The organism is Flavobacterium sp. (assembly GCF_046296355.1).
Taxonomy (GTDB): Bacteria; Bacteroidota; Bacteroidia; order Flavobacteriales; family Flavobacteriaceae; genus Flavobacterium.
This window is the reverse complement of sequence record NZ_JBKBLM010000023.1, coordinates 21,021-44,777: the sequence shown is the minus strand read 5'-3', so window position 1 is coordinate 44,777 and position 23,757 is coordinate 21,021. Positions and strand designations below refer to the sequence as shown.

At 37.9% G+C, this 23,757-nt stretch carries 19 protein-coding genes, 3 tRNA genes, 1 pseudogene and 1 riboswitch; of the genes and pseudogenes, 13 read left to right on the top strand and 10 right to left on the bottom strand.

Annotated elements, in window-relative coordinates:
• Window positions 1-182: 182 nt before the first annotated feature.
• Window positions 183-737: pseudogene (locus ACK4HO_RS09710) on the top strand (REP-associated tyrosine transposase).
• A gap of 243 nt (window positions 738-980) precedes the next feature.
• Here ACK4HO_RS09710 and ACK4HO_RS09705 read toward each other — a convergent pair.
• A complete protein-coding gene (locus ACK4HO_RS09705) occupies window positions 981-6,833 on the bottom strand; it encodes a fibronectin type III domain-containing protein (RefSeq protein WP_409665282.1) in 5,853 nt (1,950 codons plus the stop codon).
• A gap of 394 nt (window positions 6,834-7,227) precedes the next feature.
• On the opposite strand from ACK4HO_RS09705, the gene ACK4HO_RS09700 reads away from it, so the two are divergent.
• On the top strand, window positions 7,228-7,725 hold the full coding sequence (locus ACK4HO_RS09700) for a phosphoribosyltransferase family protein (RefSeq protein ID WP_409665281.1): 498 nt from the start codon (window positions 7,228-7,230) through the stop codon (window positions 7,723-7,725).
• On the opposite strand, the gene ACK4HO_RS09695 is transcribed toward ACK4HO_RS09700, so the two are convergent.
• Window positions 7,717-8,235 (bottom strand): shikimate kinase, encoded by a 519-nt coding sequence (locus ACK4HO_RS09695; protein ID WP_409665280.1) that lies wholly within the window; start codon window positions 8,233-8,235, stop codon window positions 7,717-7,719. The genes ACK4HO_RS09700 and ACK4HO_RS09695 overlap by 9 nt on opposite strands.
• Before the next feature lie 127 nt (window positions 8,236-8,362).
• Between ACK4HO_RS09695 and ACK4HO_RS09690 the strand changes: the two genes are divergently transcribed.
• The 7 genes from ACK4HO_RS09690 to ACK4HO_RS09660 all read left to right on the top strand — a co-directional run bounded on the left by ACK4HO_RS09690 (window position 8,363) and on the right by ACK4HO_RS09660 (window position 12,637).
• Window positions 8,363-8,435: transfer RNA gene (locus ACK4HO_RS09690), tRNA-Lys, on the top strand.
• Between the two features lie 27 nt (window positions 8,436-8,462).
• Window positions 8,463-8,535: transfer RNA gene (locus ACK4HO_RS09685), tRNA-Lys, on the top strand.
• A gap of 40 nt (window positions 8,536-8,575) precedes the next feature.
• Window positions 8,576-8,659, top strand: a tRNA-Leu gene (locus tag ACK4HO_RS09680).
• A 271-nt stretch (window positions 8,660-8,930) separates the two neighbouring features.
• Complete coding sequence (locus ACK4HO_RS09675; protein WP_409665278.1) at window positions 8,931-9,827, top strand: MerR family transcriptional regulator; 897 nt, start codon at window positions 8,931-8,933, stop codon at window positions 9,825-9,827.
• A 49-nt stretch (window positions 9,828-9,876) separates the two neighbouring features.
• Window positions 9,877-11,337, top strand: a complete 1,461-nt coding sequence (locus ACK4HO_RS09670) for a phytoene desaturase family protein (protein ID WP_409665276.1) — start codon at window positions 9,877-9,879, stop codon at window positions 11,335-11,337.
• An 11-nt stretch (window positions 11,338-11,348) separates the two neighbouring features.
• Window positions 11,349-12,188, top strand: coding sequence for a phytoene/squalene synthase family protein (locus tag ACK4HO_RS09665; protein ID WP_409665275.1), 840 nt, complete (start codon window positions 11,349-11,351; stop codon window positions 12,186-12,188).
• A 5-nt stretch (window positions 12,189-12,193) separates the two neighbouring features.
• Complete coding sequence (locus ACK4HO_RS09660) at window positions 12,194-12,637, top strand: sterol desaturase family protein (RefSeq protein ID WP_409665273.1); 444 nt, start codon at window positions 12,194-12,196, stop codon at window positions 12,635-12,637.
• Window positions 12,638-12,780: 143 nt separating this feature from the next.
• On the opposite strand, the gene ACK4HO_RS09655 is transcribed toward ACK4HO_RS09660, so the two are convergent.
• Genes ACK4HO_RS09655 through ACK4HO_RS09640 form a run of 4 tightly spaced genes read right to left on the bottom strand, consistent with a single transcriptional unit; the run spans window position 12,781 to window position 14,829 of the window.
• Window positions 12,781-13,317, bottom strand: a complete 537-nt coding sequence (locus tag ACK4HO_RS09655) for a DUF4252 domain-containing protein (RefSeq protein ID WP_409665272.1) — start codon at window positions 13,315-13,317, stop codon at window positions 12,781-12,783.
• A gap of 5 nt (window positions 13,318-13,322) precedes the next feature.
• Window positions 13,323-13,871 (bottom strand): DUF4252 domain-containing protein, encoded by a 549-nt coding sequence (locus ACK4HO_RS09650; protein WP_409665271.1) that lies wholly within the window; start codon window positions 13,869-13,871, stop codon window positions 13,323-13,325.
• Window positions 13,872-13,886: 15 nt separating this feature from the next.
• A complete protein-coding gene (locus ACK4HO_RS09645) occupies window positions 13,887-14,333 on the bottom strand; it encodes a hypothetical protein (protein ID WP_409665269.1) in 447 nt (148 codons plus the stop codon).
• Complete coding sequence (locus tag ACK4HO_RS09640; protein ID WP_409665267.1) at window positions 14,320-14,829, bottom strand: RNA polymerase sigma factor; 510 nt, start codon at window positions 14,827-14,829, stop codon at window positions 14,320-14,322. Before ACK4HO_RS09640 ends, ACK4HO_RS09645 begins: the two co-directional genes overlap by 14 nt.
• 122 nt (window positions 14,830-14,951) lie before the next feature.
• Between ACK4HO_RS09640 and ACK4HO_RS09635 the strand changes: the two genes are divergently transcribed.
• Window positions 14,952-16,352, top strand: a complete 1,401-nt coding sequence (locus ACK4HO_RS09635; protein WP_409665265.1) for a S41 family peptidase — start codon at window positions 14,952-14,954, stop codon at window positions 16,350-16,352.
• A gap of 78 nt (window positions 16,353-16,430) precedes the next feature.
• Here ACK4HO_RS09635 and ACK4HO_RS09630 read toward each other — a convergent pair whose 3' ends face one another.
• Complete coding sequence (locus tag ACK4HO_RS09630) at window positions 16,431-18,383, bottom strand: TonB-dependent receptor plug domain-containing protein (protein ID WP_409665263.1); 1,953 nt, start codon at window positions 18,381-18,383, stop codon at window positions 16,431-16,433.
• An 81-nt stretch (window positions 18,384-18,464) separates the two neighbouring features.
• A riboswitch (cobalamin riboswitch) is annotated at window positions 18,465-18,664 on the bottom strand.
• Window positions 18,665-18,711: 47 nt separating this feature from the next.
• Here ACK4HO_RS09630 and ACK4HO_RS09625 point away from each other — a divergent pair.
• From ACK4HO_RS09625 to ACK4HO_RS09615, 3 genes are read left to right on the top strand one after another with little or no spacing between them, the layout of a single operon-like run.
• Window positions 18,712-19,848, top strand: coding sequence for an ABC transporter substrate-binding protein (locus tag ACK4HO_RS09625; protein WP_409665261.1), 1,137 nt, complete (start codon window positions 18,712-18,714; stop codon window positions 19,846-19,848).
• Between the two features lie 9 nt (window positions 19,849-19,857).
• Window positions 19,858-20,886, top strand: coding sequence for an iron chelate uptake ABC transporter family permease subunit (locus ACK4HO_RS09620; RefSeq protein ID WP_409665260.1), 1,029 nt, complete (start codon window positions 19,858-19,860; stop codon window positions 20,884-20,886).
• Window positions 20,887-21,672 (top strand): ABC transporter ATP-binding protein, encoded by a 786-nt coding sequence (locus tag ACK4HO_RS09615; RefSeq protein ID WP_409665259.1) that lies wholly within the window; start codon window positions 20,887-20,889, stop codon window positions 21,670-21,672. It abuts the gene before it with no gap.
• Window positions 21,673-21,679: 7 nt separating this feature from the next.
• Here the strand turns inward: ACK4HO_RS09615 and ACK4HO_RS09610 are convergent, their stop codons facing one another.
• The 3 genes from ACK4HO_RS09610 to ACK4HO_RS09600 form a co-directional block, all read right to left on the bottom strand.
• Complete coding sequence (locus tag ACK4HO_RS09610; RefSeq protein ID WP_409665257.1) at window positions 21,680-22,132, bottom strand: tRNA (cytidine(34)-2'-O)-methyltransferase; 453 nt, start codon at window positions 22,130-22,132, stop codon at window positions 21,680-21,682.
• 35 nt (window positions 22,133-22,167) lie between these two features.
• A complete protein-coding gene (locus ACK4HO_RS09605; protein ID WP_409665255.1) occupies window positions 22,168-22,731 on the bottom strand; it encodes a pseudouridine synthase in 564 nt (187 codons plus the stop codon).
• Window positions 22,732-22,803: 72 nt separating this feature from the next.
• Window positions 22,804-23,754: a DUF4476 domain-containing protein gene (locus ACK4HO_RS09600; RefSeq protein ID WP_409665254.1), complete on the bottom strand. Its 951-nt coding sequence runs from the start codon at window positions 23,752-23,754 to the stop codon at window positions 22,804-22,806.
• Between the last annotated feature and the right edge of the window lie 3 nt (window positions 23,755-23,757).

The following is a 23,757-nucleotide window of genomic DNA, read 5'->3' as shown; positions in this document are numbered from 1 at the left end:
ACGATGGCGCGGATTTGCAAAGGACGATGTTGTAAAGTAGCACGGACGATGGCGCGGATTTGCAATCCGTGCCAGTAAACAAAACTGCTGTAAAGTAGCACGGATTGCAAATCCGCGCTAGCAAATCCGTGCTAGTAAAACAACAATTTGTAGTTTTTTTACTATTTTTGAAAAAAAATTAAATGTCTACCAAGTACAAAGCAACAACTACTGAAGAGGCTTATTTCATAACGATAACAACGGTTGGTTGGGTAGATGTCTTTACACGCTTAAACCAAAAAAGTAACATTATAAAAGCTTTAAGCTATTGTCAAAAAAACAAAGGCTTAGAGATTTATGCTTATTGCATCATGAGTAATCATATTCATATGCTATGTAAGGCAACTGATGGTTTTATCCTTTCAGATGTAATAAGAGATTTTAAAAAGTTTACCTCAAAGAAAATTATTCAAATTATAATTGATGAACCTGAAAGCAGAAGGGAATGGCTAATAGACTATTTTCAAAAGTCGTGCGAACATTTAAAAAGAGATTAAAAATATAAAGTATGGCAAAATGGATACCATGCCGAAATTGTTGAGACGAATTGGTTTATTAAACAAAAAGTAAATTATATTCACAATAATCCGGTTAAGGAAAAAATAGTTGCGCTACCTGAAGATTATTATTTTAGCTCAGCTAGAAATTATGCCGGGCTGGAAAATGATTTAGAAGTTATTTTGTTAGAGTTGTTTTAGTGGTTTAGTTTAAGTATAAGCACGGATTGCAAATCCGCGCTAGCGAATCCGCGCTAGCGAATCCGCGCTAGCAAACAGACGATGTTGTAAAGTAGCACGGACGATGGCGCGGATTTGCAATCCGTGCCAGTAAACAATATAAAGTAGTAGTAGTAGCACGGATTGCAAATCCGCGCTAGCGAATCCGCGCTAACAAATCCGTGCTAGCAAATCCGTGCTAACAAATCCGCGTTAGCAATCAATTTATCGAATAACCTTCTTAGTCACTACTTCGCCATTAACTGTAATAATTTGAAGTAACAATACTTCATTGGCCAAGCCACCATTTATAGTAGTTTGAGTAGCATTAATGTCTTTTTGTTCCAATAATAAACGACCGCGAATGTCATAGACTTTAACAGTTTCCATCATTTGGTTGCCGGTTAAAATCACAAAGTTATTGTCGGTGTTTTTGTAAACCACCACTTGGTTGGCGTTGAATGTTGGGTTATCTACGCTCAAACTCGCATCGGTAAAGACCACATTAAAACGATTGTCAAAAGTACCGGCTTCGGTGGTGAAGGTATAATCGCTTAGTTTTAAGTCGTGAATTACATTCAGCAAAGTATCTTCAAGGTAAATGTTTTGGTGGTCGAACAAGCCGTCAAAATTAGACAACTTAATGGTATAAGTACTCGCTGCCAAAGATTTATACCCTACCGGAATCACGTCTTGCGTGGCAAACGGCAAAGCACGTCCTTGAATAGACAGTTTTTTATCTTCTTGTGGTACATAAAGTGTTACGGCATTGCCTATGTCCACCATCTCACCGTCGAAACCTCGGTCCATTCCGGTATTGGTTGCATTTTCAATATAGGCTACGAGCAATTGTTTGAAAGCACCCTCTTCATTATAAATGTCCAACCAAAAACGGTGGCGTTCCAATTCGTTAGCCGTATGGTTCACCGGAGGCGCATTCATTCTGAAGAATTGGTCGTTGTTGCCCGTTAATCGCATGCTGTTTTTAAAACTAAGATTCCCCGAAGACAATCCTTTAACAAAGAACCCTTGTCCGGAAGCAATTTTTCCGTTAGGCACACTGTTGTTTAAGCCCACGTTAGGCGCAGCACTTCCTGTTCCTACCCCACCGGCATAGTTGTAAAGTGCGTAATCGGCAGCATTGTAATTCCCGTTGGTTATAGGCGTGTTGTGTGTCCATAAATAAATAGTAGCGTCAATTAATGGTACATTATCTACATCCGACAAAAATAAATCGGCACTCAAAGCACTCGGATAAGGGTTACCAAATAAGTTAAACTCATCAGCACCTCCTACCACCGGAATAGTAACATCTCCTGTATTGGGCACACCCACAAAAGAACCGGCAAACACGTTAGGCGTGGTTTCGTTGAAAGGCGCATTTTCGGGCGCTCTTATCAAGTAGCCTTTTCCGGGAACCATTGGCGCAGTGGTATTGGCATAAGCCCAATTGCCGACAGCAGGATCAAAGTAGAAGAACAAAGGCGAATCAGGCGAGAAACCTATTAAGGTTTGCGGACTTACCGGTGTTGACCAATAAATATAATCGAAGATTTTAACCGGAGTACTGTTTCTTTTGTAAGTGATATTTCCGGTATTGGTAAATTGTACTCCGTTATTGTTAAGCGTATTCACCTGAACCAAACTCGCATTGTTTTGGAAGGTCAATGAACCGCCGGTTACTTTTACATCATTTTGCGTGGTTAAAGTATGCCCCGAATTGATGATAACATTCCCCGAAAGCACCTCAACCGAACAAACGCTTAGGTTACCAGTTGAACTATAGTTTCCGGCAAATATGGCTTTAATCCCTACAGATGGAAGACCGTTACTCCAAGCCGAACCATTCCAAGTTGTAGAAGGGAAACCAACAAAAACTCCATTAGAATAAACCACAGGACAAGTTCCTGATTGCACCACCGCGCGGTAATATCGGTTGCCGCTATAGCTACCCATTTGAGCCGCTGTTAGCGTAGGATTGGTATTGGTAATGGTCGTTAGTCCGGTCGTGAAAGTTGGATTGCTAGCATATTCCCAGCGCACTATTGACCCGCCGGAGCCTGCTAAAGTAAGATCATTGGCACCCCAGCTGGCACAAACAATTTGGTCACTCGATAAAATTCCGGGTGCCGGTGCCGGAAGAACCGTTATCGTAGAATTAGCACTCGCCGAACAGCCATTGGCTCCTACTACACTTCCGGTATAAATGGTAGTGGTGGCAGGTTTGGCATAAACAGTACCGGTTGGTGTTCCTGCGATATAAGGGTCGGTTGCCGTTGCGTTAAAATATAATCCTGTTGGCGGTGTCCAAGTCACTTCAGCGGCTAAATTACCGGTGACTTTTACGTTGTCAATGGCCCATCCGTAATCCCAAGTGGCTTCATATAAAAATCGGATTCTAACATCGGCATTTCCGACATAGCTATCCATCACTACAGTTGCGTTTGAGAAACTGGAAGCAGTTCCTTGCGTTGCTAAGAAACTTCTCAGTATGGCCCAGGTAGTTCCACCATCGGTAGACACTTCTACCCTAGCCTTGTTTCCGCCAATGTATCTTAAGTAATGGTAAAAATTCAAAGAAGCGGTAGTATACCCCACCAAACTAATGGAAGGCGATTGCAAATAAGTTAAGGTTCGGTTAGTTCCCGGACTTCCCTGCGCATCTGAATTGGAAAAATAAAACTTAGAGGCATCGTTACTGCTCACGTTAATATTCCAGTAAGAGCTGGTGTAAGTGTACACACTGGTCCTCTTGGTCCAAGCGGCATTGGCGATTACCCCGCCGGTTGATGCATTGGTTTTAATCCAGTTATCGGAAGTTCCATTAAAGTTTTCACTGTAAATAGTTACGGGTGTAGAAGCGGCTAAGCTACCGGTTAAAGATTGTATTGCGCCTTCACAAATAGTAGCCGATGGCGGTACTATGTTAATGGCCGGTGGATCGGGTTTAACCGTTACCGTATAAGAAATCACCGAAGTACACAAGCTCCCGGAAGTTTGTGTGGCGGTCAAAGTATAAGTTGTAGTTACCAGAGGTTGGAATACAAAGCCGGCAGCCATAGAACCTGTTAGCCCAACGGTAGTATTCCAAGCAAAGTTATTGTACGAAGCGGCGCCTGTTACAGTAATCAATCCGCTGTTTTCTCCTTTACAAATAATAGAAGACGAACCGCTAAAAGTAATTGGTGGTGCTGCAGTTACGGTTGCCGTTACCGGCGTTAACAGTGAGCGACAAATATTAGAAAACTTCCAGTTGTAAGCATACAAGTAGAAAGTGTTGTCAAATCCGTTTCCAACAATGTTAGCAATGGATGAAGTATAAGGATAAGAAGCACTGTCAATATTAACGACCAATCCGGCAGCCGGTAAGGTATTGAAATACACAAAATAATTGCCTTGGGCTAAATTGAGTGCCATGTTTATAGTTTGCGGCGTACTTCCACCGGAAACACTGGTAACAAAATTATAAGTGGCAATTTGAACATTGGAAGAGTTTCTGATTATAATTTGACCACTCTGACCTGAAACCTGAGGATAAATATCAAAAGATTGTAAAGTAGTAGCTGCCGTCACAGAGAAACTGATGAACGTTGGGGTTTGTTGCAAACCTAAAGCACCACCTTGTAATAATGGTGAAATAGGACCTGCCAAAACCAATCCGCCCGGCGCTCTTGACTGCGCATAATAAGTAGTGGTTGAAAGCAAGTTTGGGGTAACATAATTAGCACCGGTGTACAAAAGTGTATCTCCGGTAGCCTCAGCATACCATTCAATAGTAGAACCCGGAGCGCCAACGGCATTCAAGGTAGTTGAACCACCACCACAAAGCGTTCCATTGGTCACGGTTAAAGAAGTTGGTGTAGCACAATCGGTACTGAACGTTTCTATGTTACTCCAAACACTTCGGTCGGTGCCGTCACATTTTCCTCGAACCCATACATAATATAAAGTAGCCGGAGTTAAACCGGTAATAGTAGCTGTAGTAATTCCGATACCTACTGTTCCGGTTGGGGTTACTGCACCACTTGGCGTTGCATTGGAAGTACTTACATAATATTCGTAACCGTTGCTTGGTTGAGGCGAAGAAGCATCCCAAGAAATTCCGGCAGTGGTACTTCCTACAGTGGTTATAATAAGATTGGTTGGTTCAAAACACGTAGGTGAAACAATCACGCTAATATCATCAATCATTATTTTACTTTGATTGGCAAAACTATAGCCTTGAAAACCTATATAGAAAATACTATTGGTTACCGGTGTAAAATCGACAGTAGCGGTTTGGTAAACGGTATTGATAATATTGGATAAATCCAAGATGGTGTTGTTCATTAAGGCTTCTGATTGCCCTGTTCCCAAACGGACTCTAAGGTTTTCAGCAAAAGAACCTGCACTAAGCGTATTGTATTTGAACCTTAAACGATAAGTAACCCCTGCGGTTAAATCCAATCCGGCAGTAAAAAACCAATCATCGCTATCAATAGTATTATTGGTCAACAAATGCATCGAGTTAGGATTAGAAGCCGAAGAAGAATTTTGCACTCTCCAAGCTACTGCATCTGCATTGGTATCGGTTATAACGAAACAAGTTGGCAACGTATTTATAGGAGTAGTATCAAAACTTTGAAAATAGGGAATCGGGAAAGCGCCACATGGTGTTGGCACCGCTACAGCCGGGCTGTTGATAGAACAAGAAATTCCAACGGCACGCACCCTGAAATAATAAGTCGTTAACGGACTTAACCCTGAAACCACAAAATCGGTTGTTATTCCTGTTGCAAGTCCATTATAAGCGGGTAATATGGCCGTGAAACCAATATTAGTAGAAACATCAATCAAATAATTGGTAGCACCCGTCACCGGTAGCCAAGAAGCGGTAAAAGAATTCCCTTCAATGGTAGAAGCGAATACTCCTGTTGGTGCCGCAATACAAGTGGTTTTGTTTGCTGTAATCATGGTGCCCAAATTGTAATAAGGACCACCAAGACAGCCGGCATTGTATGGGATAACCCAGTAATAATAAGTGGTATTTGGAGTTAAAGCCGATTGGTTAAAAGTGGTAGCATTTGTAACACTTACAACTGTATATGTTCCTGCAATTACATTATTAACAGCCCAATAAGTTCGGTTGGGTACTTCAATATTTGTAGGCGGCACATTGACTGTACTTCTGAGCACCAAGTAATTGGTAGGTGCCGGACTTGCAGCCGTAAAGCTATTTCCTAAAAAAGTAGTGGCATTAACGGCAGTGCTACCCACCACTAAAGCTGATGGAACTCCGGTTGGGGTCACACAAGGTGCCGATGGTGTGTAAGTATATTTTAATCCGCTATTAGGATATTCTGTAACACTGGTTCTAACCGTACTCGAATTGGCGATTCCTACGGTTGTTTTGCCAAACCAAGTGCTGTTGGTATTGGTACCGGTTTGCAGTCTGTTGTTGACATCACCTTGTAAAAAGTCATTGGTTACGCCTCTAATTCCGACTTGCGTATTGAGCAAAGTAACATCATCGGGCGCGCATACACCATAAGAAAGTTCGATAACGTTAGATGTTTCTAACAATCGTATTTGAAAATTAAAGTTTCCGGTTACTGCTTTTCTACGGGCATTGGTCCATTGCACAACAAAAATTCTGTTGGGCGCACTACCAATGGTTTTGTAAACAATATCGTCTGTTGTTGAGATTAAATCCATCCCGAGAGCACTTATGGTTCCGCCACCGGTGAAAACTGTTGTCACGCTCAAGGGCAAATAAGTCGTTGGCAGTGGTTGTACTCCAAAGGAGATATAACCGTTAGGACTAATATAACATTGGGTTTGTGTTACTCCGTTGTAAGTAAAATTGAAACCTATATTGGCTTGATGTGCCGCTCCTGAAGTATGATCGTCCCAAGGAATCGCATAGGCTACCGTGGGTGTTGTGAGTGCTGTATAAGTGGAAATGGCTTCAGTAAAACCATAGGTGCTAACTTGTGAGTAACCCGCCTTTGACAAAAAGACAAGGAGCATTGCTGTAAAAAAAGCACGTAGCTTCTTTTTTACAGAGAAAATGTTTTCCTTGTTAATGGTGGTATTCATATGTATATTTTGATTCAAGGCTTTTTTTTGAAAGGCGACGCATCCGTTTTAATTGTTTGATTTTAAATAATTAAAGGGAATTGTTTCCATTTCAGGAATCGGTAAATTTATACGAAATCTTTAAAATAAAAAGTTTATAAATCTAATTTTTAAAATAAATCGTCAAAATGTTAAAAAGTATCGATGTGTCACAATTTTTTACTCATACAATTCTTATATAATCGACAATTGACAACCTATTCTGTTTGAAATGTAAATTTAATCTGCACTAAAACATCCACTTACAAATTAAGCCTTGATCGGAAAAATTTTAAAAAGGGCTTGATTAGGGTTAATTTTTAAATAAAGTTCCTAAAAAAACAAAGTGTTTTCTATCTTTGAAAAAAATAATACCATGGGGCAAAACATCATTCTTCAGCATCAGGAAATAGAACACAAAATAAGACGCATTGCTTATCAGATATATGAAACTTTTGCCGATGAACAAGAAATTGTATTGGCCGGCATAGCCAATAACGGGTATATTTTAGCCGAAAAAATCAGTGTGGTTTTAAAAAACATTTCTGACATCAAAATTGTTTTATGTGAAGTGAAAATTGACAAACAACATCCGTTTAGTCCGATTACGACTTCTATTCCTAAAGAAGCTTACAGCGATAAAAATTTAGTTTTGGTTGATGACGTATTGAACTCGGGAACCACTTTGGTTTATGGCGTAAAACATTTTTTGGAAGTGCCCATTAAAAAATTCAAAACTGTAGTTTTAATTGATAGAAATCACAAACGGTTTCCGGTTAAAGCCGACTTTAAAGGCATTTCGCTTTCCACATCTTCTAAGGAACATGTACATGTAGTATTTGAGGAAAACAACAACCATGCTTACTTAGTTTAGTAAGGCTTCAATTTCTATTGCTATGGCTTCGGGTGTTTTACCGCCGGTGTTAATTTTGAAAGTAGCCTGATTGTAGAAATAACTTCTGTCAAACAAATTTTTGGCGATAAATTCTTTGAGTTCTTCTTCAGATTGATTGGCTACTAAAGGTCTTTCAGCAGCATTATCTTTAAGTCGGTTGTAAAGTTCGTCAATAGTGGCATAGAGGTAAATTGAAACCACATTGTCAGCTTTTAGCAAAAGATGATTATTAGCATAACAAGGTGTTCCTCCACCGGTGCTTATGATAAGATTTTCGGGAGCAGCTATCAATTTTTTAAATTCGAGGTGTTCTTGTTTTCTGAAATAGATTTCGCCTTTCTCTTTAAAAATATCCGCTACGGTTAATTTTTCATTTTTCTCGATTATTTTATCCAAGTCGACCCACTTCATCTGTCTTTTTTCAGCTAAAATTTTGCCTATAGTAGACTTTCCGACTGCCATATACCCTACTAAAATAATTTTCTGCATTGCAATAAAACCTTATAAATTAAGCCATTAAGACCCTTAACCAAAAAAAGGCAAATTTATAATAAAATTGCTTTGAAATATAAATAATAAGGTCTTATATTTGCACCCGCATTCAAGAAAAGAAAAAGACTCGATAGCTCAGTTGGTAGAGCACATCACTTTTAATGATGGGGTCCTGGGTTCGAGCCCCAGTCGGGTCACAATTTTTTCTTTATTTTGATGCTAAAGACTCGATAGCTCAGTTGGTAGAGCACATCACTTTTAATGATGGGGTCCTGGGTTCGAGCCCCAGTCGGGTCACAAAAAGTCGAACAGCTATTGTTTGACTTTTTTTGTTTTAGGCCACGTGGAGAAACTGGTAGACTTGCCATCTTGAGGGGGTGGTGTTCGAAAGGACGTGTGGGTTCGAATCCCATCGTGGTCACATTTGAAATTAAAAGGAGGACTGCCCGTGGCAGTCAGGTATTTTTAAAGTCTTCAATCAAATTAAAAAAACACCAAGCTCGCTTGAGTGTTTTTTTTCGTTTAAAGAATTTTCAAAGCGGAGCTTTGTGGGAACAGCGAAGTTATCAGCACAGTCGCCGCTTTTCAGGAGCAAACTCAAAATGGGTTTGCTTTTTTTTTGCAAAGATTTTAAAGAAAACTCGTTTGGTAAAATTATTTTGCTAATTTTGTTTAACTAATTTAAGTAAAAGATGAACAATGTTAAGAATGTTTTTAGTATAAAGGATTTAGAAAACCTATCGGGAATCAAAGCTCATACGATTCGAATTTGGGAGAAACGGTACAATGTTTTAGAGCCAATGCGAACGGAGACCAATATTCGTATGTATGATTTATCCAACCTACAAAAGCTTTTAAACATTACCCTTCTTCATAATTACGGATATAAAATTTCTAAAATTTCCAGCCTACCCTCTGAAAGAATTCCTATTTTAGTAAATGAAATTATATCAGAAAAGAGTGCCAAGCATCATGCGATTAGTGCCTTTAAAATGGCGATGATGAATTTTGATCACTCTTTATTTTTTTCAACATACAATAAGTTATTGTCTGAAAAATCATTCCGAGAAATATTTTTTGAAGTTTTCATCCCTTTAATTGGAGAAATCGGATTGCTATGGCAAACAGACACCATCACTCCGGCGCATGAACATTTTATTTCTTATTTGATCAAACAGAAATTACTCACCAATACCGAAAAAGTTCAAGTGCAAGAGCCAACAAGAAACGACCGGGTTTTTGTTTTGTATTTGCCTATGAATGAAATCCATGAATTGGGCTTAATGTACTTAAATTATGAAATATTAAGCCAAGGTTATAAAACCATTTATCTTGGGGAAAGTGTTCCAACGGATAGTTTAAAAGACATGAAACGTTACTTTGACAACATCACTTATATTTGTTACACCACTGTTGAACCCAACAAAAATGAAATCAACTCTTACCTAAAAACTTTGAATGAAGAGATTTTAGAGGAGTCGTCTAATTTGTGGCTTATCGGCAGAATGATAGAACATGTAGACCCTAAATTGATCAACCAAAAAACAACTACCTTTAGCTCCATTAAAGAATTAGTTGAATTTATATAAAAAATCTTTTTTTATTGTTTAACTTTTTAATACTTTTGTTAAACAAAATATGAAAAAAGAAATAAAAATTATCGGATCGGGATTTTCCTCACTAGCGGCAGCTTGTTATCTTGCTCAACAAGGACATAGTGCGACTGTGTATGAGAAAAATTCAACTATAGGCGGAAGAGCCAGACAATTGAAGAAAGATGGCTTTACCTTTGATATTGGACCAACATGGTATTGGATGCCGGATGTGTTTGAAAGATTTTTTGCCGACTTTGGCAAAAAAACAGCAGATTATTACGAACTCATCAAACTTTCTCCTGCTTATCAGGTTTATTTTGGAATAAATGAGTTTGTCACTATAGCCGATAATCTTCCGGAAATCATCGACACTTTTGAATCAATTGAAAAAGGCAGCGGTCAAAAATTGGCGGCTTTTATGAAAGAAGCGCAGAGCAACTATGACATTGCCATTAAAGATTTGGTTTATCGTCCGGGCGTTTCACCATTAGAATTGGTTACGCTGGAAACAGCCCAAAAAGTGAACCAGTTTTTTGGTAACATCTCTAAAGACATTCGTCGTCGATTTACCAACACCAAGCTAATCCAAATACTGGAATTTCCGGTACTTTTCCTTGGAGCCAAGCCATCGGACACGCCATCATTCTATAGCTTTATGAATTTTGCAGATTTTGGTTTAGGCACTTGGCATCCTAAAAATGGTATGTACAGCGTGATTTTAGCCATGGAAAAATTAGCCCAAGAACTGGGTGTTGTTATTCACACCAATGCCAATATTGAAAAAATTATAGTCGAAAATGGTTCGGCTACGGCTATTGTAGTTAATGGAACTATCATTAAAGGAGATGTGATTTTAAGCGGTGCCGATTACCATCATTCGGAAACTTTGTTAGACGAAAAGTATCGCGCCTATTCAGAAAAGTATTGGGATAAGAGAACCTTTGCGCCTTCCTCACTTCTGTTTTATGTTGGTTTTGACAAAAAAATAGCAAACACTGAACACCATTCTTTATTTTTTGATGTAGATTTTGATGTGCATGCGGCCGCAATTTATGACAACCCTAAATGGCCGGATGAACCATTATTTTACGCCAGTTTCCCTTCCAAAACAGATGAGAATGCTGCGCCTTTAGGTCAAGAAGCCGGTATCTTTTTAATACCGTTGGCACCCGGACTCAAAGACACACCCGAATTGAGAAATTTGTATTTTGAAAAAATAATTACCCGTTTTGAGCAACTGACGCAACAATCGGTAAAAAATAATGTTATCTTTAGGGAATCCTTTTGTGTAAATGATTTTATTAAAGATTACAATTCATACAAAGGAAATGCCTATGGTTTAGCCAATACTTTATTGCAAACCGCTTTTTTAAGACCCAAATTGAAAAGTAAAAAGGTGAAAAACCTCTATTTTACAGGACAATTAACAGTTCCCGGACCAGGCGTACCGCCTTCTTTGATTTCAGGGAAACTGGTTGCTGAACTTATTGCTAAAAATCTATAATTATTGCCTTTATGAAATCAACTTTTGACACCGTATCATTCGATTGCAGCAGAAATGTGACACGTTCTTACAGCACTTCCTTTTCGGCGGCTGTAAAGATGTTGGCACCCAGCATTAGACAAGATATTTATAATATTTATGGATTTGTTCGCTTTGCTGATGAAATTGTAGATACTTTTCACGATTACAATAAAGAAGCGCTGTTTGAGCAGTTTGAAAAAGATTTGGCCAATGCGTTGGAAAACAAAATCAGTTTGAACCCTGTGCTGAATTCATTTCAGCATACCGTTCACCAATACAACATACCGGTTAGCATGATTGCTGCTTTTATGAAAAGTATGAAATTGGATTTGCACAAGACCCATTACAAATCTTATGAAGAATACAATGAATACATTTATGGTTCTGCCGATGTGGTAGGTTTGATGTGTCTCAAAGTATTCGTCAAAGGTGATGATGCTAAATTCAACGAATTAGAACATTCGGCGATGCGATTGGGTTCTGCTTTCCAGAAAGTGAATTTCCTTCGTGATTTAAAAGCCGATTATGAAGATTTAAATCGAACTTATTTTCCCAACACTGATTTGTCTAAATTAGATGAACAATCCAAAAACGAAATCATCAGAGAAATTGAAGCCGATTTTGAGGCCGGATTTCAGGGTATTTTAAAGTTGCCTTTGGAAGCTAAATTTGGCGTTTACACTGCTTATGTGTATTATAAAAAATTGCTTTCTAAATTAAAAAGAACGCCTTCAATGGAAATCAAAAATACCCGGATCCGAGTACCGGATTATCAAAAATTTGGGCTTTTAGCCAAATGTTATGTTAGTTACCGTTTAAATTTATTATAAAAATCATGCTACTACACATTATAGTTTTTATCGTTACGTTTTGTATTATGGAGTTTATGGCTTGGTTTAGCCACAAGTATATCATGCACGGTTTTTTGTGGAATTTGCACGCCGATCACCACAAAAAAGACCACGATTCCTGGTTTGAGCGCAATGATGCTTTTTTTATTTTTTATGCCGTAGTGAGTGTCGGTTTCTTTTTGCTTTGGCAAAATGACATACTCGAGATTGGTTTGGCCATCGGCTTGGGTATTTTTGCTTACGGTTTGGCTTATTTTACCGTTCACGATATCTTTATTCACCAAAGATTTAAGTTGTTCCGAAACGCCAACAATAGATATGCAAAAGCAGTCAGAAGAGCACATAAAATGCACCACAAACATATAGGTAAAGAAGATGGTGAGTGTTTTGGTATGCTCGTTGTACCATTTAAATATTTTAAGAAGTAAAACCAAAAAAGCGAACTGAAGTTCACATACCTGAAGCCACAGGGCTTCCTCCTCTTAATCTCAAATCTTTTAAATATTTTAAAAAATAAAAAAGTCCCGAGTAATTCGGGACTTTTCGTTTTTAATTATTAACCTCAAATAAATTATTTTTTTATTAAACCTTCTAATGGTTTTAATTGCTCCATATCGATATTGGCTGATTGTAAGATGGAAATCATATTCATAATGTTGTTCGGATTCATGTCATTGCCCAAAATTCTGACTACTGCAAAGCCATTGTCTTTCCTTTTTCCAAATAAAATAAACTCGTCTATATCATCTTCGTCTCCGACAAAACTTATAGAAGCGCCGTCTTTACCTGAACCAACTTTCATTAACTCCTGATATTCTTTGCCCTTTAGTATTTGCGTGAGCTTTTTACTTTCGACTTCATATGCCGCTTGGTTTTTATCATCTAACTTAAAAGCCAAAATATTCATTTTGTCAAAAGACTCCAAAGCGGTTTTTTGTTCCGCCGTTAACTTGGCTTTATCCACATTGATGATACTCGGTGAGACATCGATAGCAACAAAATCTTTATTTTCTGATTTCTCTACAAAGTACTTTTGGAGACTAGGTTCGCTATTGCAACTCAGTAACAACAGAGAAGCCAACATTGCTGTGAAATAAATTAGTTTCATCTTGATTATTTTGAGCCTTTTGGTCCTTTTGATCCCTTGTTTCCTTTAGAGGCTTTTTTCAAATCATCGCCACCTGGCAAACTCATTTTGTCTGTTAAGACTGAAAGTTCATTCAAATCGAAATCGCCGGTTAATGACATTAAAACCGTTTCTTCTTTACCGCTGCCTTCTACAAACATCAACAACTCTTTCACTTGGGAATCTGTCGCACCGGATTTTACATAAATTTTTACGCTTTTTCCTTTTTCATTGATACGCATTAATTCCTCTAAGGCTGACGTTTTGATGTATTTATCAGATACTGCTTTCATATCGTCGGCTTTTTTATCGCTGGTAGTTACAAATACTTTCAAGTTGTCTAATTTCTTAATCAAATTGACATACTGTTGGGTTTCTTTGTCTTTCACTTCCATTTTGCTCAATAGGGAAAACATTTTTTTGTTGACAATTACTGCCGTGATATCGTCTTGATTGTCAAATTTATCAAAAACGGTTTGGGCAAAAATGGTATTCGCTGATAATATTACTACTAATGTTAAAATTAATTTTCTCATGATTTCTTGATTTTTTTATTTAAAAATTTTGTTTTTTGATTGTTCGTATTCATTAATGTATTCCATACTTTCTATGCCTTTATTTACACTTTTAGAAATCAAAGCCAGTGCTTTTTGGGTTTCTCTGAAAGCTACTTCAGGGTCATCATAAGTACCTAAATCTTCTGATACAGGCTGATTATAATGATTGAAAGTAAACAAACCAACACTTAGTAAAACTGCCACAGATGCAGCAACTGATAACCAAACTACGCTTTTGCGTTTCTTAGTTTTTAATGGAATCATTGCGGTAAACTGTTCTTGTTTTGCTTGTGTAGCATAACCGAATATAGGTTTGTATTGTTCCAGGTGCTGCGCAACATCTGAAGAAGCAAAATAGTCTTTCAACTCTTTTTCTTCGGCTATAGTGGTTTCTGCTTCGAAGTATTTTTCAAGTAATTTCTCTATGTTATCCAATGCCATAATGATGTGTTTTTATCATTTTTTCTCTTATCGTTTTTCTTGCTCTTGACAAAGCCGTGCGAATCGCCGACTCATTCATTTCTAATATCTTGCCTATTTCTTCAAACTCCATTTCTTCAATGTCGCGCATTTGAACAATCAGTTTTTGTTGTTCGGGCAAGTCGTTCATAATTTTTTCTACCCAATTCCAAGTATCTCTGTCTTCCACTTTTTGTTGCAAACCGGCTTCACGATCGGTGAAGTTGTTGTGCACAATTTTCATGTTACTGGCGCGTTTCGACTTTAACTGATCTAAACAATAATTTTTGGTCATGGTCATCGCTACCGCTTCAACACTTTTGTATTCGTCTAAACTTTCGTTCTTATTCCACAATTTTACCAAAACTTCCTGAGTAGCATCTTCGGCTTCTTCCGTGCTGACGAGCAATCGCTTCGCCATTCGGAAGATTTTATCCTTAAAAGGATTTACCAATTGCATAAACTCTTTTTGGTTCATTGAAACAATACTTGGTTAGCGGTTATATGGTCAAGACGACCCAACATTTTATTTGTTACAAACAAATTTCAATTATTAATCTAAACTTAGTAAATTTACGTTTATTAAAATAAAAAGCTGCTATGAAGAATTTATTAAAATGCGTTTTACTGCTGTTCCTTGTCACGATTCCTTTTGCCTGTGAGGATAGAGATGACAATCCGGTTCCAAGCGGTTTACAGGTTAATGATTTTGTATGGAAAGGCATGAATTTGTACTATCTGTGGCAAGAAGATGTACCCGATTTAGCCGATGACCGATTTTCTAATCAAAGTCAGTTAAATGACTTTTTGGAAGGATTTGACGATCCCACTACCCTTTTTAATGCTTTGCGTATTGACAACACCATCGACCGATTTAGTGTAATTTACAGTGACTATGATGTACTAGAAGGTGTGCTCTCGGGCAATACTTTGAATAATGGTATGGATTATGGTTTGCGTTATAAATCGGGGAGCACGACAGATATTTACGGTTGGGTACGCTACATCATCCCCAACTCTGATGCTGCCAGTAAACCAATAACCCGAGGTGACATTTTTTATTCCATCAACGGAACGCCATTAACTATTGACAACTACCGAACGCTTTTGGCCAATGACACTTATACGGTAGACTTAGCCGATTATGATGGTGGGAATATTACACCCAACGGGCAATCGGTGACATTGACCAAAACAGCACTGGCTGAAAACCCTATTTTATTGAGTACTGTAATTCCACAAGGTGCACACAACATTGGTTACTTGATGTACAACGGGTTTTATTCGAGTTTTGACAGTCAACTGAATGCTGCATTTGGTAGTTTCCAATCCCAAAACGTAACCGATTTGGTGCTTGACTTGCGATACAATTCGGGTGGATCAGTAACTACAGCTACCAAATTGGCCAGTATGATTACCGGACAATTCACCGGACAATTATTTGCCAAACAACAATGGAATGCCAAGGCACAATCTTATTTTGAAGACAACAATCCTGGTACTTTAACGAACAACTTCATCGGCGGATTGAACAGTTTGAACCTTAACAAGGTTTATGTTTTAACGACCAAATCCTCTGCTTCTGCCAGCGAATTGGTTATTAATTGTTTGAAACCTTATATAACTGTAGTGCAAATAGGTGATATTACCACCGGGAAAAATGTGGGTTCAGTAACCTTATATGACTCTCCGACCTTTGCCAAAGAAGATGTAAATCCAAGTCATAAATATGCCATGCAGCCTATAGTGTTGAAAATAGTAGACAAAAACGGTTTTGGGGATTATACCTCGGGGATTGCTCCAACCACTTTACAACCTGAAAACATGACTAATTTAGGTGTTTTGGGAGATATAAACGAACCTTTGTTAAACACTGCCATCAATCAAATCATTGCCAGCGGTAGACGAGCACCTCAAGTGCCAAGTGTAATTGAGCGTGACTTTACCGATGCTAAAGCGATTAATCCGCTACGAAGCGAAATGTATGTGGAACGAAAGTAATTTAATTTTAAACCTATAAAAAAAGGCTAATCTTTCGATTAGCCTTTTCACCACAATTACAAAACACTGTTTAACCAATTACAAAACAATGTTTATCCCCAACTTGAAATTTCTTCCTCGGGTGGAGTAACCGATGTTTTCAACGAATTCCTCGTTTAATATATTAGTAACCGAACCAAAAACGGTCAATCGGTTTTGGATTAATTCATATTTTGCTAAAGCGTTTACCAATTGGTAAGAATCCAATTTTACATTGGCAGTTGCAAAAGTATTGCCATCAAAAAAAGCATCGTTTCTCGCATCAAAATACTGGTAGTTTAGATTGAATAAAGTTCTTGGCGTGGGTTGAAAATCCAATCCGGCATTGACTTTGTGTTTTGGAATCAATCGGTCTAACGCTTTATCAACTTGCGTAAACGTATAGTTTGCATTTACCCTTAATTTATTCGTTACATCAAAGGTCAATTCGGTTTCTACTCCTTTGGCTTTGTTGGTGCCGTCAACGTTTACATAATAAGCTTCGAAGGTATTATTGTCAAAAAAGAAATCAAACGAATTGGTTTGGTCACGATAGAAAGCTACCGCGTCAATTTTCAACTTTTTATCCAACAATTGGGTTTCAAAACCGGCTTCAACAGTGGCGTTTTTCTCCGGTGTTAAGTTGGTATTGCCGTATTCTGAGTACAATTGGTACAAACTTGGCGTGATATAAGCAGTACTGTACGATGCTACCAATTTCAAAGGGAAACTCGTTTTAAAATTAAACGAAGGATTGAAATTGGCCACCCAATTATTACCATAAGCACTATGATTATTCAATCGGATGCCGGTGTTGATGTTCAGTCCAAAATCAAGATTGTACACAAAAGTGGTGTACCCATCTATAATATTGAACTTCGTGGTTTTGTTATCGATATTACCATAAGGCGTTTCGCTTAACATATCATTGAATTGGTAATTTACTCCGGCAATCACTGCAAACTCGTTGGAGAAGCTGTATTTGTTAACGGCATCAACTACTACGCTACGAGATTCATATAACGAATAATCAGTTGCCGAAGTATAGCTATTGTACTCGCTATAATCACGGGCAATTTTGGTAAAACCGGAATTCACAACAAATTCGCCCTTGTTATATTTGAATTTCGGGGAGAATCCAAAGCGAACTTGCTCTGAAGTTGTGGTATTGATATCAGTATCATTAAAACCGGTATTGTCAAAGGTTAAATCGTAACCGTTTTTCAATTTGTCATAGTTTCCAAAGAAGTCTAAAGTAAGTCTGTCTGTTGCTTTAAAACCCAATTTGGCAATCGCATTTTGTCTTGAAAATCGATCGTCTTCATATTTTACCGTTTCATCCGGTGAAGCAATTTGAGAGATGTTTCCGGTTTCGGTACTGTTGAATCCTGCAAAATAACTGACTTTTTGATAATTTCCGTTTACCGAAATACCCTGATTAAAATCTTGTCCGTTGTATTTTTTATCATCCAAAGTATTGTTGGAACCAATATTGACATAAGCGTTGCCTTCGATAGTTTTTTTTGAAGATTTTTTTAGTGTAATATTAATTACACCGGTAGCTGCGCCTGTTCCGTATAATGTACTCGCCGCGCCTTTCATCACTTCAATACTTTCTACTTGTTCAACCGGAAGCAAACGCAAATCGTACTCTAAACTAATTCCGGAAGCATCCGTTACGGGAATACCGTCAATGAGAATTAGCACTTGTCTGTTTTTACCGCCTCGAATGTAGTAGCCTAAGTTCTTTCCGTTAGCCGATTGGTTACCGTTGATTTCTACCCCTGTTACTTGGGATAAGACGGTGGCCAAACTTTGTCCGGACTTTTTCTCTAAGTCTTTTGCCGAAATGATTTCGATTACTTTTCCTGATTTTTCTTTGTTTTGCGCAAATTTGGTGTCGGAAATCACCACTTCATTTAAGGAATTCACTTTGGTAGAATCCTGTTCTTGCGCATAGGCACAAGTGTTTAGCATAGCTAAAATAGCTACAGCTCTAACTGTTTTTTTCATTTTTTAAATTCAACAATAATTTGATAATCTTGGGAGAAAAGCATAGAATTTACCCATACCCAAACCTTTTGTCCCGAAAGTTTGTTACTCGATGAAATAGGCAGGTCTCCTGGCTTGCGTCTTGTTGTTGACCTTCTCATCCCTAAATCGGAACAATGGTTTTGTAGATAACAACAAGCTTGATAGCTTACAGTTGCGGGAACAGCTTTGGATTTTAACCAAATTCCCTTTTAATGCGATTTTGAAAAACAGAAATCGCAACCTTAATTCGAGGCCAAAGGTAAAGTATAAATTAAAAACAAAACAATACTTTTGCAAAAACAATTTCATGAAAACCTTTTTCAAAGTTCTATTGTCGGCTTTTGTTTGTCTGTTATTAATGGGATGCAAAAACGAAACTAATTCGTTACCAATTGTTTCTGCCGAAAACACTATCCAATATGCTAAAGGTTTCTCCATTCAGAATTATGATGGTTATTCGGTGGTAACCGTTCAAAATCCTTGGCCAAAAGCCAATAAAACTTATAAATACATCCTCAAAGAAAAAAACGGCATCGTTCCCGATAGTTTACAACAAAACCCGATTATTGCGGTTCCGGTAAAAAATATTGTTGTGACTTCTACCACGCACATTCCGTCTTTGGAAATGTTGGAAGAAGAAAATACTTTGGTTGGCTTTCCGCATTTGGATTATATTTCTTCCGAAAAAGTGAGAGCGCGAATTGAAACCGGAAAGGTCAAAGAGTTAGGCAATAACAAAGATTTGAATACTGAAGTTGTGCTCAATTTACAACCCGATGTGATTATCGGTTACGGCATTGACAACAACAATCCAACTTTGGATAATTTACAAAAAAGCGGTTTGAAAGTCATGCTCAATGGCGATTGGAACGAAGAAACACCGCTAGGCAAAGCCGAATGGATTAAGTTTTTCGGAGCATTATACGGCAAACAAAAAGAGGCTACCGAACTGTTTAGCAAAATTGAACAAGATTATTTGAATACTATCAAAATTGTCAAAAATGTAACTTCATCGCCTACTATTTTGGCCGGCGATATGTTTGAAGACCGATGGTATTTACCCAAAGGAACCAGTTGGGGAAGTTTATTACTCAAAGAAGCCAAGGGGAATTATTTATGGCAAGAAACCAGCGGCACCGGAAGTTTGTCTTTGTCCTTTGAAACGGTTTTTGAAAAAGCCAAAAATGCTAATATTTGGATTACTTCGGGTCAATTTTCTACTTTAAAAGAAATGACGGACGCGAATCCGCATTATGCTCAATTTGCAGCTTTCAAAAATAAAAATGTATATTCGTTTAGTGGCAAAAAGGGGAAAACGGGTGGGATTTTGTATTATGAATTGGCTCCTAATAGACCGGATATTGTTTTGAAAGACATTGTCAAAATTTTGCATCCTGAATTGTTGCCGAGTTACCAACCTTTCTTTTTTGAGAAACTGAAATAGAACACAGATTTGAAAACGAAAAACAGAAATACTTTTCTCTTCACCTTTTTGTCATTGACATTCTTATTGGCATTGCTCTTGAACCTTTCTTTCGGTCAAGTGGCGATTCCCGTGAAAGAAGTATTTACCAGTTTGTTTGGCGGTCAGGCCGAAAAGGAAACTTGGGAATACATCATTATGAATTTTAGATTGCCCAAAGCGATTACTGCAATATTAGTTGGGATTGGCTTGTCGATTAGCGGTTTGTTGATGCAAACGTTGTTTCGAAATCCACTTGCCGGACCTTATGTTTTGGGTTTGAGTTCAGGTTCAAGTTTGGGTGTGGCTTTTGTGATTCTTGGTGCGGGATTATTGCCTGCTGTTTTTTCACAGTTTTTATTGTCTTCTTATGGTATTATTTTGGCTTCCTGCTTTGGTAGTTTATTGGTTTTACTGATGATTTTAATCGTTTCCCAAAGGCTTCGCGACACGATGTCGATATTAATTGTTGGACTCATGTTCAGCAGTTTTACCAGTGCGATTGTGAGTGTATTTAGTTATTTCAGCACGGCCGAACAATTGCAGAAATACACCTTTTGGTCAATGGGAAGTATTGGCAATTTGTCATGGCAAAATATAATTTTGTTAGGGATTTCAGTAGTCATCGGTTTGCTCTTGAGTTTACTGACTTTAAAAGCTTTGGATGCTTTACTACTTGGAGAAAACTACGCCAAAAGTATGGGCTTAAACTTAAATAAATCAAGATACACTATCATTTTAGCCACCAGTATTTTAGCCGGAAGTATTACCGCTTTTGCCGGACCGATTGCTTTTGTGGGATTAGCGGTTCCGCATTTGTCTAAATTGATATTTCAGACAAGTAATCACCGAACATTATTTTGGAGTACTATATTTATTGGCGCAATTATTATGTTATTTTGTGATACCGTTTCGCAAATGCCGGGCTTTGATTTTACCTTACCGATTAATGCGATAACTTCTATAATTGGTGCGCCGGTGGTGATTTGGTTGATCGTTAGAAAAAAAAGCATGACTTAAATGAGTTCCAATAACATCATATTAACCACCACAAGTTTAAGCATTGGATACCATTCCAAAAGGGAACATCATGTCATTGCCGAAAACCTGAATCTGAATTTAACTGCCGGACAATTGATTGCATTGGTTGGTGCCAATGGTATTGGAAAATCTACTTTATTGCGAACGATAACCGGGATTCAAAAACCATTAAAAGGTGCGGTTTTTTTGAATGAAAAGAACATCCATGATTTTCAACCATTGGAATTGGCACAAAATTTAAGTTTGGTTTTAACCGAAAAATTGCCACCAAGCAACCTAACGGTTTTTGAATTAATTGCTTTGGGAAGACAACCTTATACGAATTGGTTAGGAAATCTTTCACCCGAAGATCATGAAAAAATCAATCAAGCGATTGCGTTGACACATATTGAACATTTGGTAACCAAAAAACACCACGAAATCAGTGACGGTCAGTTGCAGATTGTGCTAATCGCAAGGGCATTGGCACAAGACACACCGCTAATCATTTTGGATGAACCTACAACACACTTGGATTTATTACACAAAGTATCGGTTTTTAAATTGTTAAAAAAGTTGTCTCAAGAAACCAATAAATGCATATTATTTTCGACACACGACATTGATTTGGCGATTCAACTAAGCGATGAAATGATTGTCATGACGGAAGTGAATGTGGTGCAAGACCAACCTTGTAACTTAATTACACAAGGTATTTTTAATACACTCTTTAAAGATGATTCCATCACTTTTGATGGCGAAAAAGGGAAGTTTGTGATTTCTTAACTGAATACTATTTCAAATTAATCTGTCTTTTCGCTTCGCCAACCACAAAGGCAACAGAATTGGCAATATTATAACTGCGAATTAAATTCGACATTGGTATGGTCAAATGGTTTTCGAATTGGGCTAAAACTTCTTGACTTAAACCTACGCTTTCTTTCCCAAAAACCAACCAATCTTCGTCTTGAAATTCGGCTTCATAAATAGATTTTGTGGCGTGTGAACTCATCAGGAAAACTCTAGATTTATCCTTGATTTGGGCCATCCATTCGGCAACGTTTATATATTCAGTCACTTCTAAATGCACCCAATAATCCAAACCGGAACGTTTTAAATTTTTATCATTGATTTCGAATCCGAATGGGTGAATCAAATGCAAACGGCTTTGGGTTCCGACGCTAAGACGACCAATGTTTCCGGTGTTGTTGGGGATTTCGGGTTCGACTAAAACAATGTTAAGCATTTTCAGATTGTTAGATTGTTAGACTTCTTAGATTGTTAGACGTTGAACTTATCGACTTCTAAAACTTCGCCGGCTTTGAGTTGCAAAGATATATTTCCGATGCGGATTCTCACTAGTCTTAAGGTTGGAAATCCAACAGCTGCAGTCATTTTTCGCACTTGGCGAAATTTGCCTTCTGTTAAAGTTATAGAAACCCAGCTTGTTGGTCCGTGACGTTCATCGCGAATTTTTCTGCCTTCGCCAATGGAATCGGGCAATTGGGTTATGAGTTTGGCTTCGCATTTTCTGGTCGTATAACGAATGCCATTGAACCCAATTTCAACTCCGCCTTTTAATTTTTCAACCGCTTCTTGCGTGATAATGCCATCAACTTGGGCGTAATATTCTTTTTCGACCGATTTGCTTCTTACAATTTCACTCATCATGCCATCAGTAGTCAATAAAAGTAACCCTTCCGAATCTTCATCTAAACGCCCTATTGCCATGGTTCCTTCGGGAAAATTATACAATTCTCCGAGCAACTTTTTATTGCGTTTTTTGGCGTAGATGAATTGGCTTAAATAACCGTGTGGTTTGTGAATTAAGAAGTGGTGCTGCATAAAACGGATTTTGGCAAAAATAAAAAGACCATTCGAAAAGAATGGCCTTTGTTGTTTTAATTTGAAATAAAATTATTGACGACTCTGCACATAATCCGACAATTCATCTACATTGCTGCTGAAAGAGAATATGCCGTTGAGCTTGAAATAATTTCTTGGCTCAATACAGTAATCGTAAGCGTATTTGGCAAACTCCAATTTGTTGTCTTCAAAATTAAAGGTATTGGCAATTTGGATAATTTGATCTACATTTAAGCAATTGGCAGTAATCACTTGTTTGGCAGTTTTCAAACGGGTATCCTCAAAACTTTGTTTTTTAATCGTGGCTAAAGCTGTATTAAAATTGCCGGATGTCATACAAGTTCTACCGTTACAACCTCTTACTGGCTCCTCGTAATCAACGGCATGAGTGCCACCAACATTAGTCGTTGTGGTTGTGGTCGTTTGTGTTACTGCTCCACCGCCCATTGTATCGTTTATGGTTACCCCCATATTAACACCGCCTACATTTACACCAACACCAACTGATGCACCACCGGTTTGAGTAGTTGTGGTAGTAGTAGTTTGAGAAACACTTCCCACGGTTTGCTGAACAGCAACCACCGGTCTTGGTTGACCATAATGAATTACGTGAACATTGGAAGGTGGAATAAAATCAGGACGAACAGGAATGGATGAAAAATAATTGAGTTTCATCTTGGTTTTGTTGTTCTTGTCTCTTTTAATTTTATAGGTTACATCAGAAAAAATGCCGTCCACATCGGTCAACATCAAATTGTTTTTTGAGATATCCATCAAGGATTTGTCTTCAAATCTGATTTTGGCATTGTAATAAGGTTGGTTTAAATCTTCTACTCTCAAATTGGTTTGCGGCACATCATTAATCACTTCGCCATTGAGGATTAGGGTAAACTTATCACCGTCTTCTGAAAAGATGGTTAAATGTCCGACCGGCCCGTTTAATTGAGCAAAAGTTGAAAACGAAATCAACAAAAGAACTAATAAAGTAATTTTTTTAATCATAGT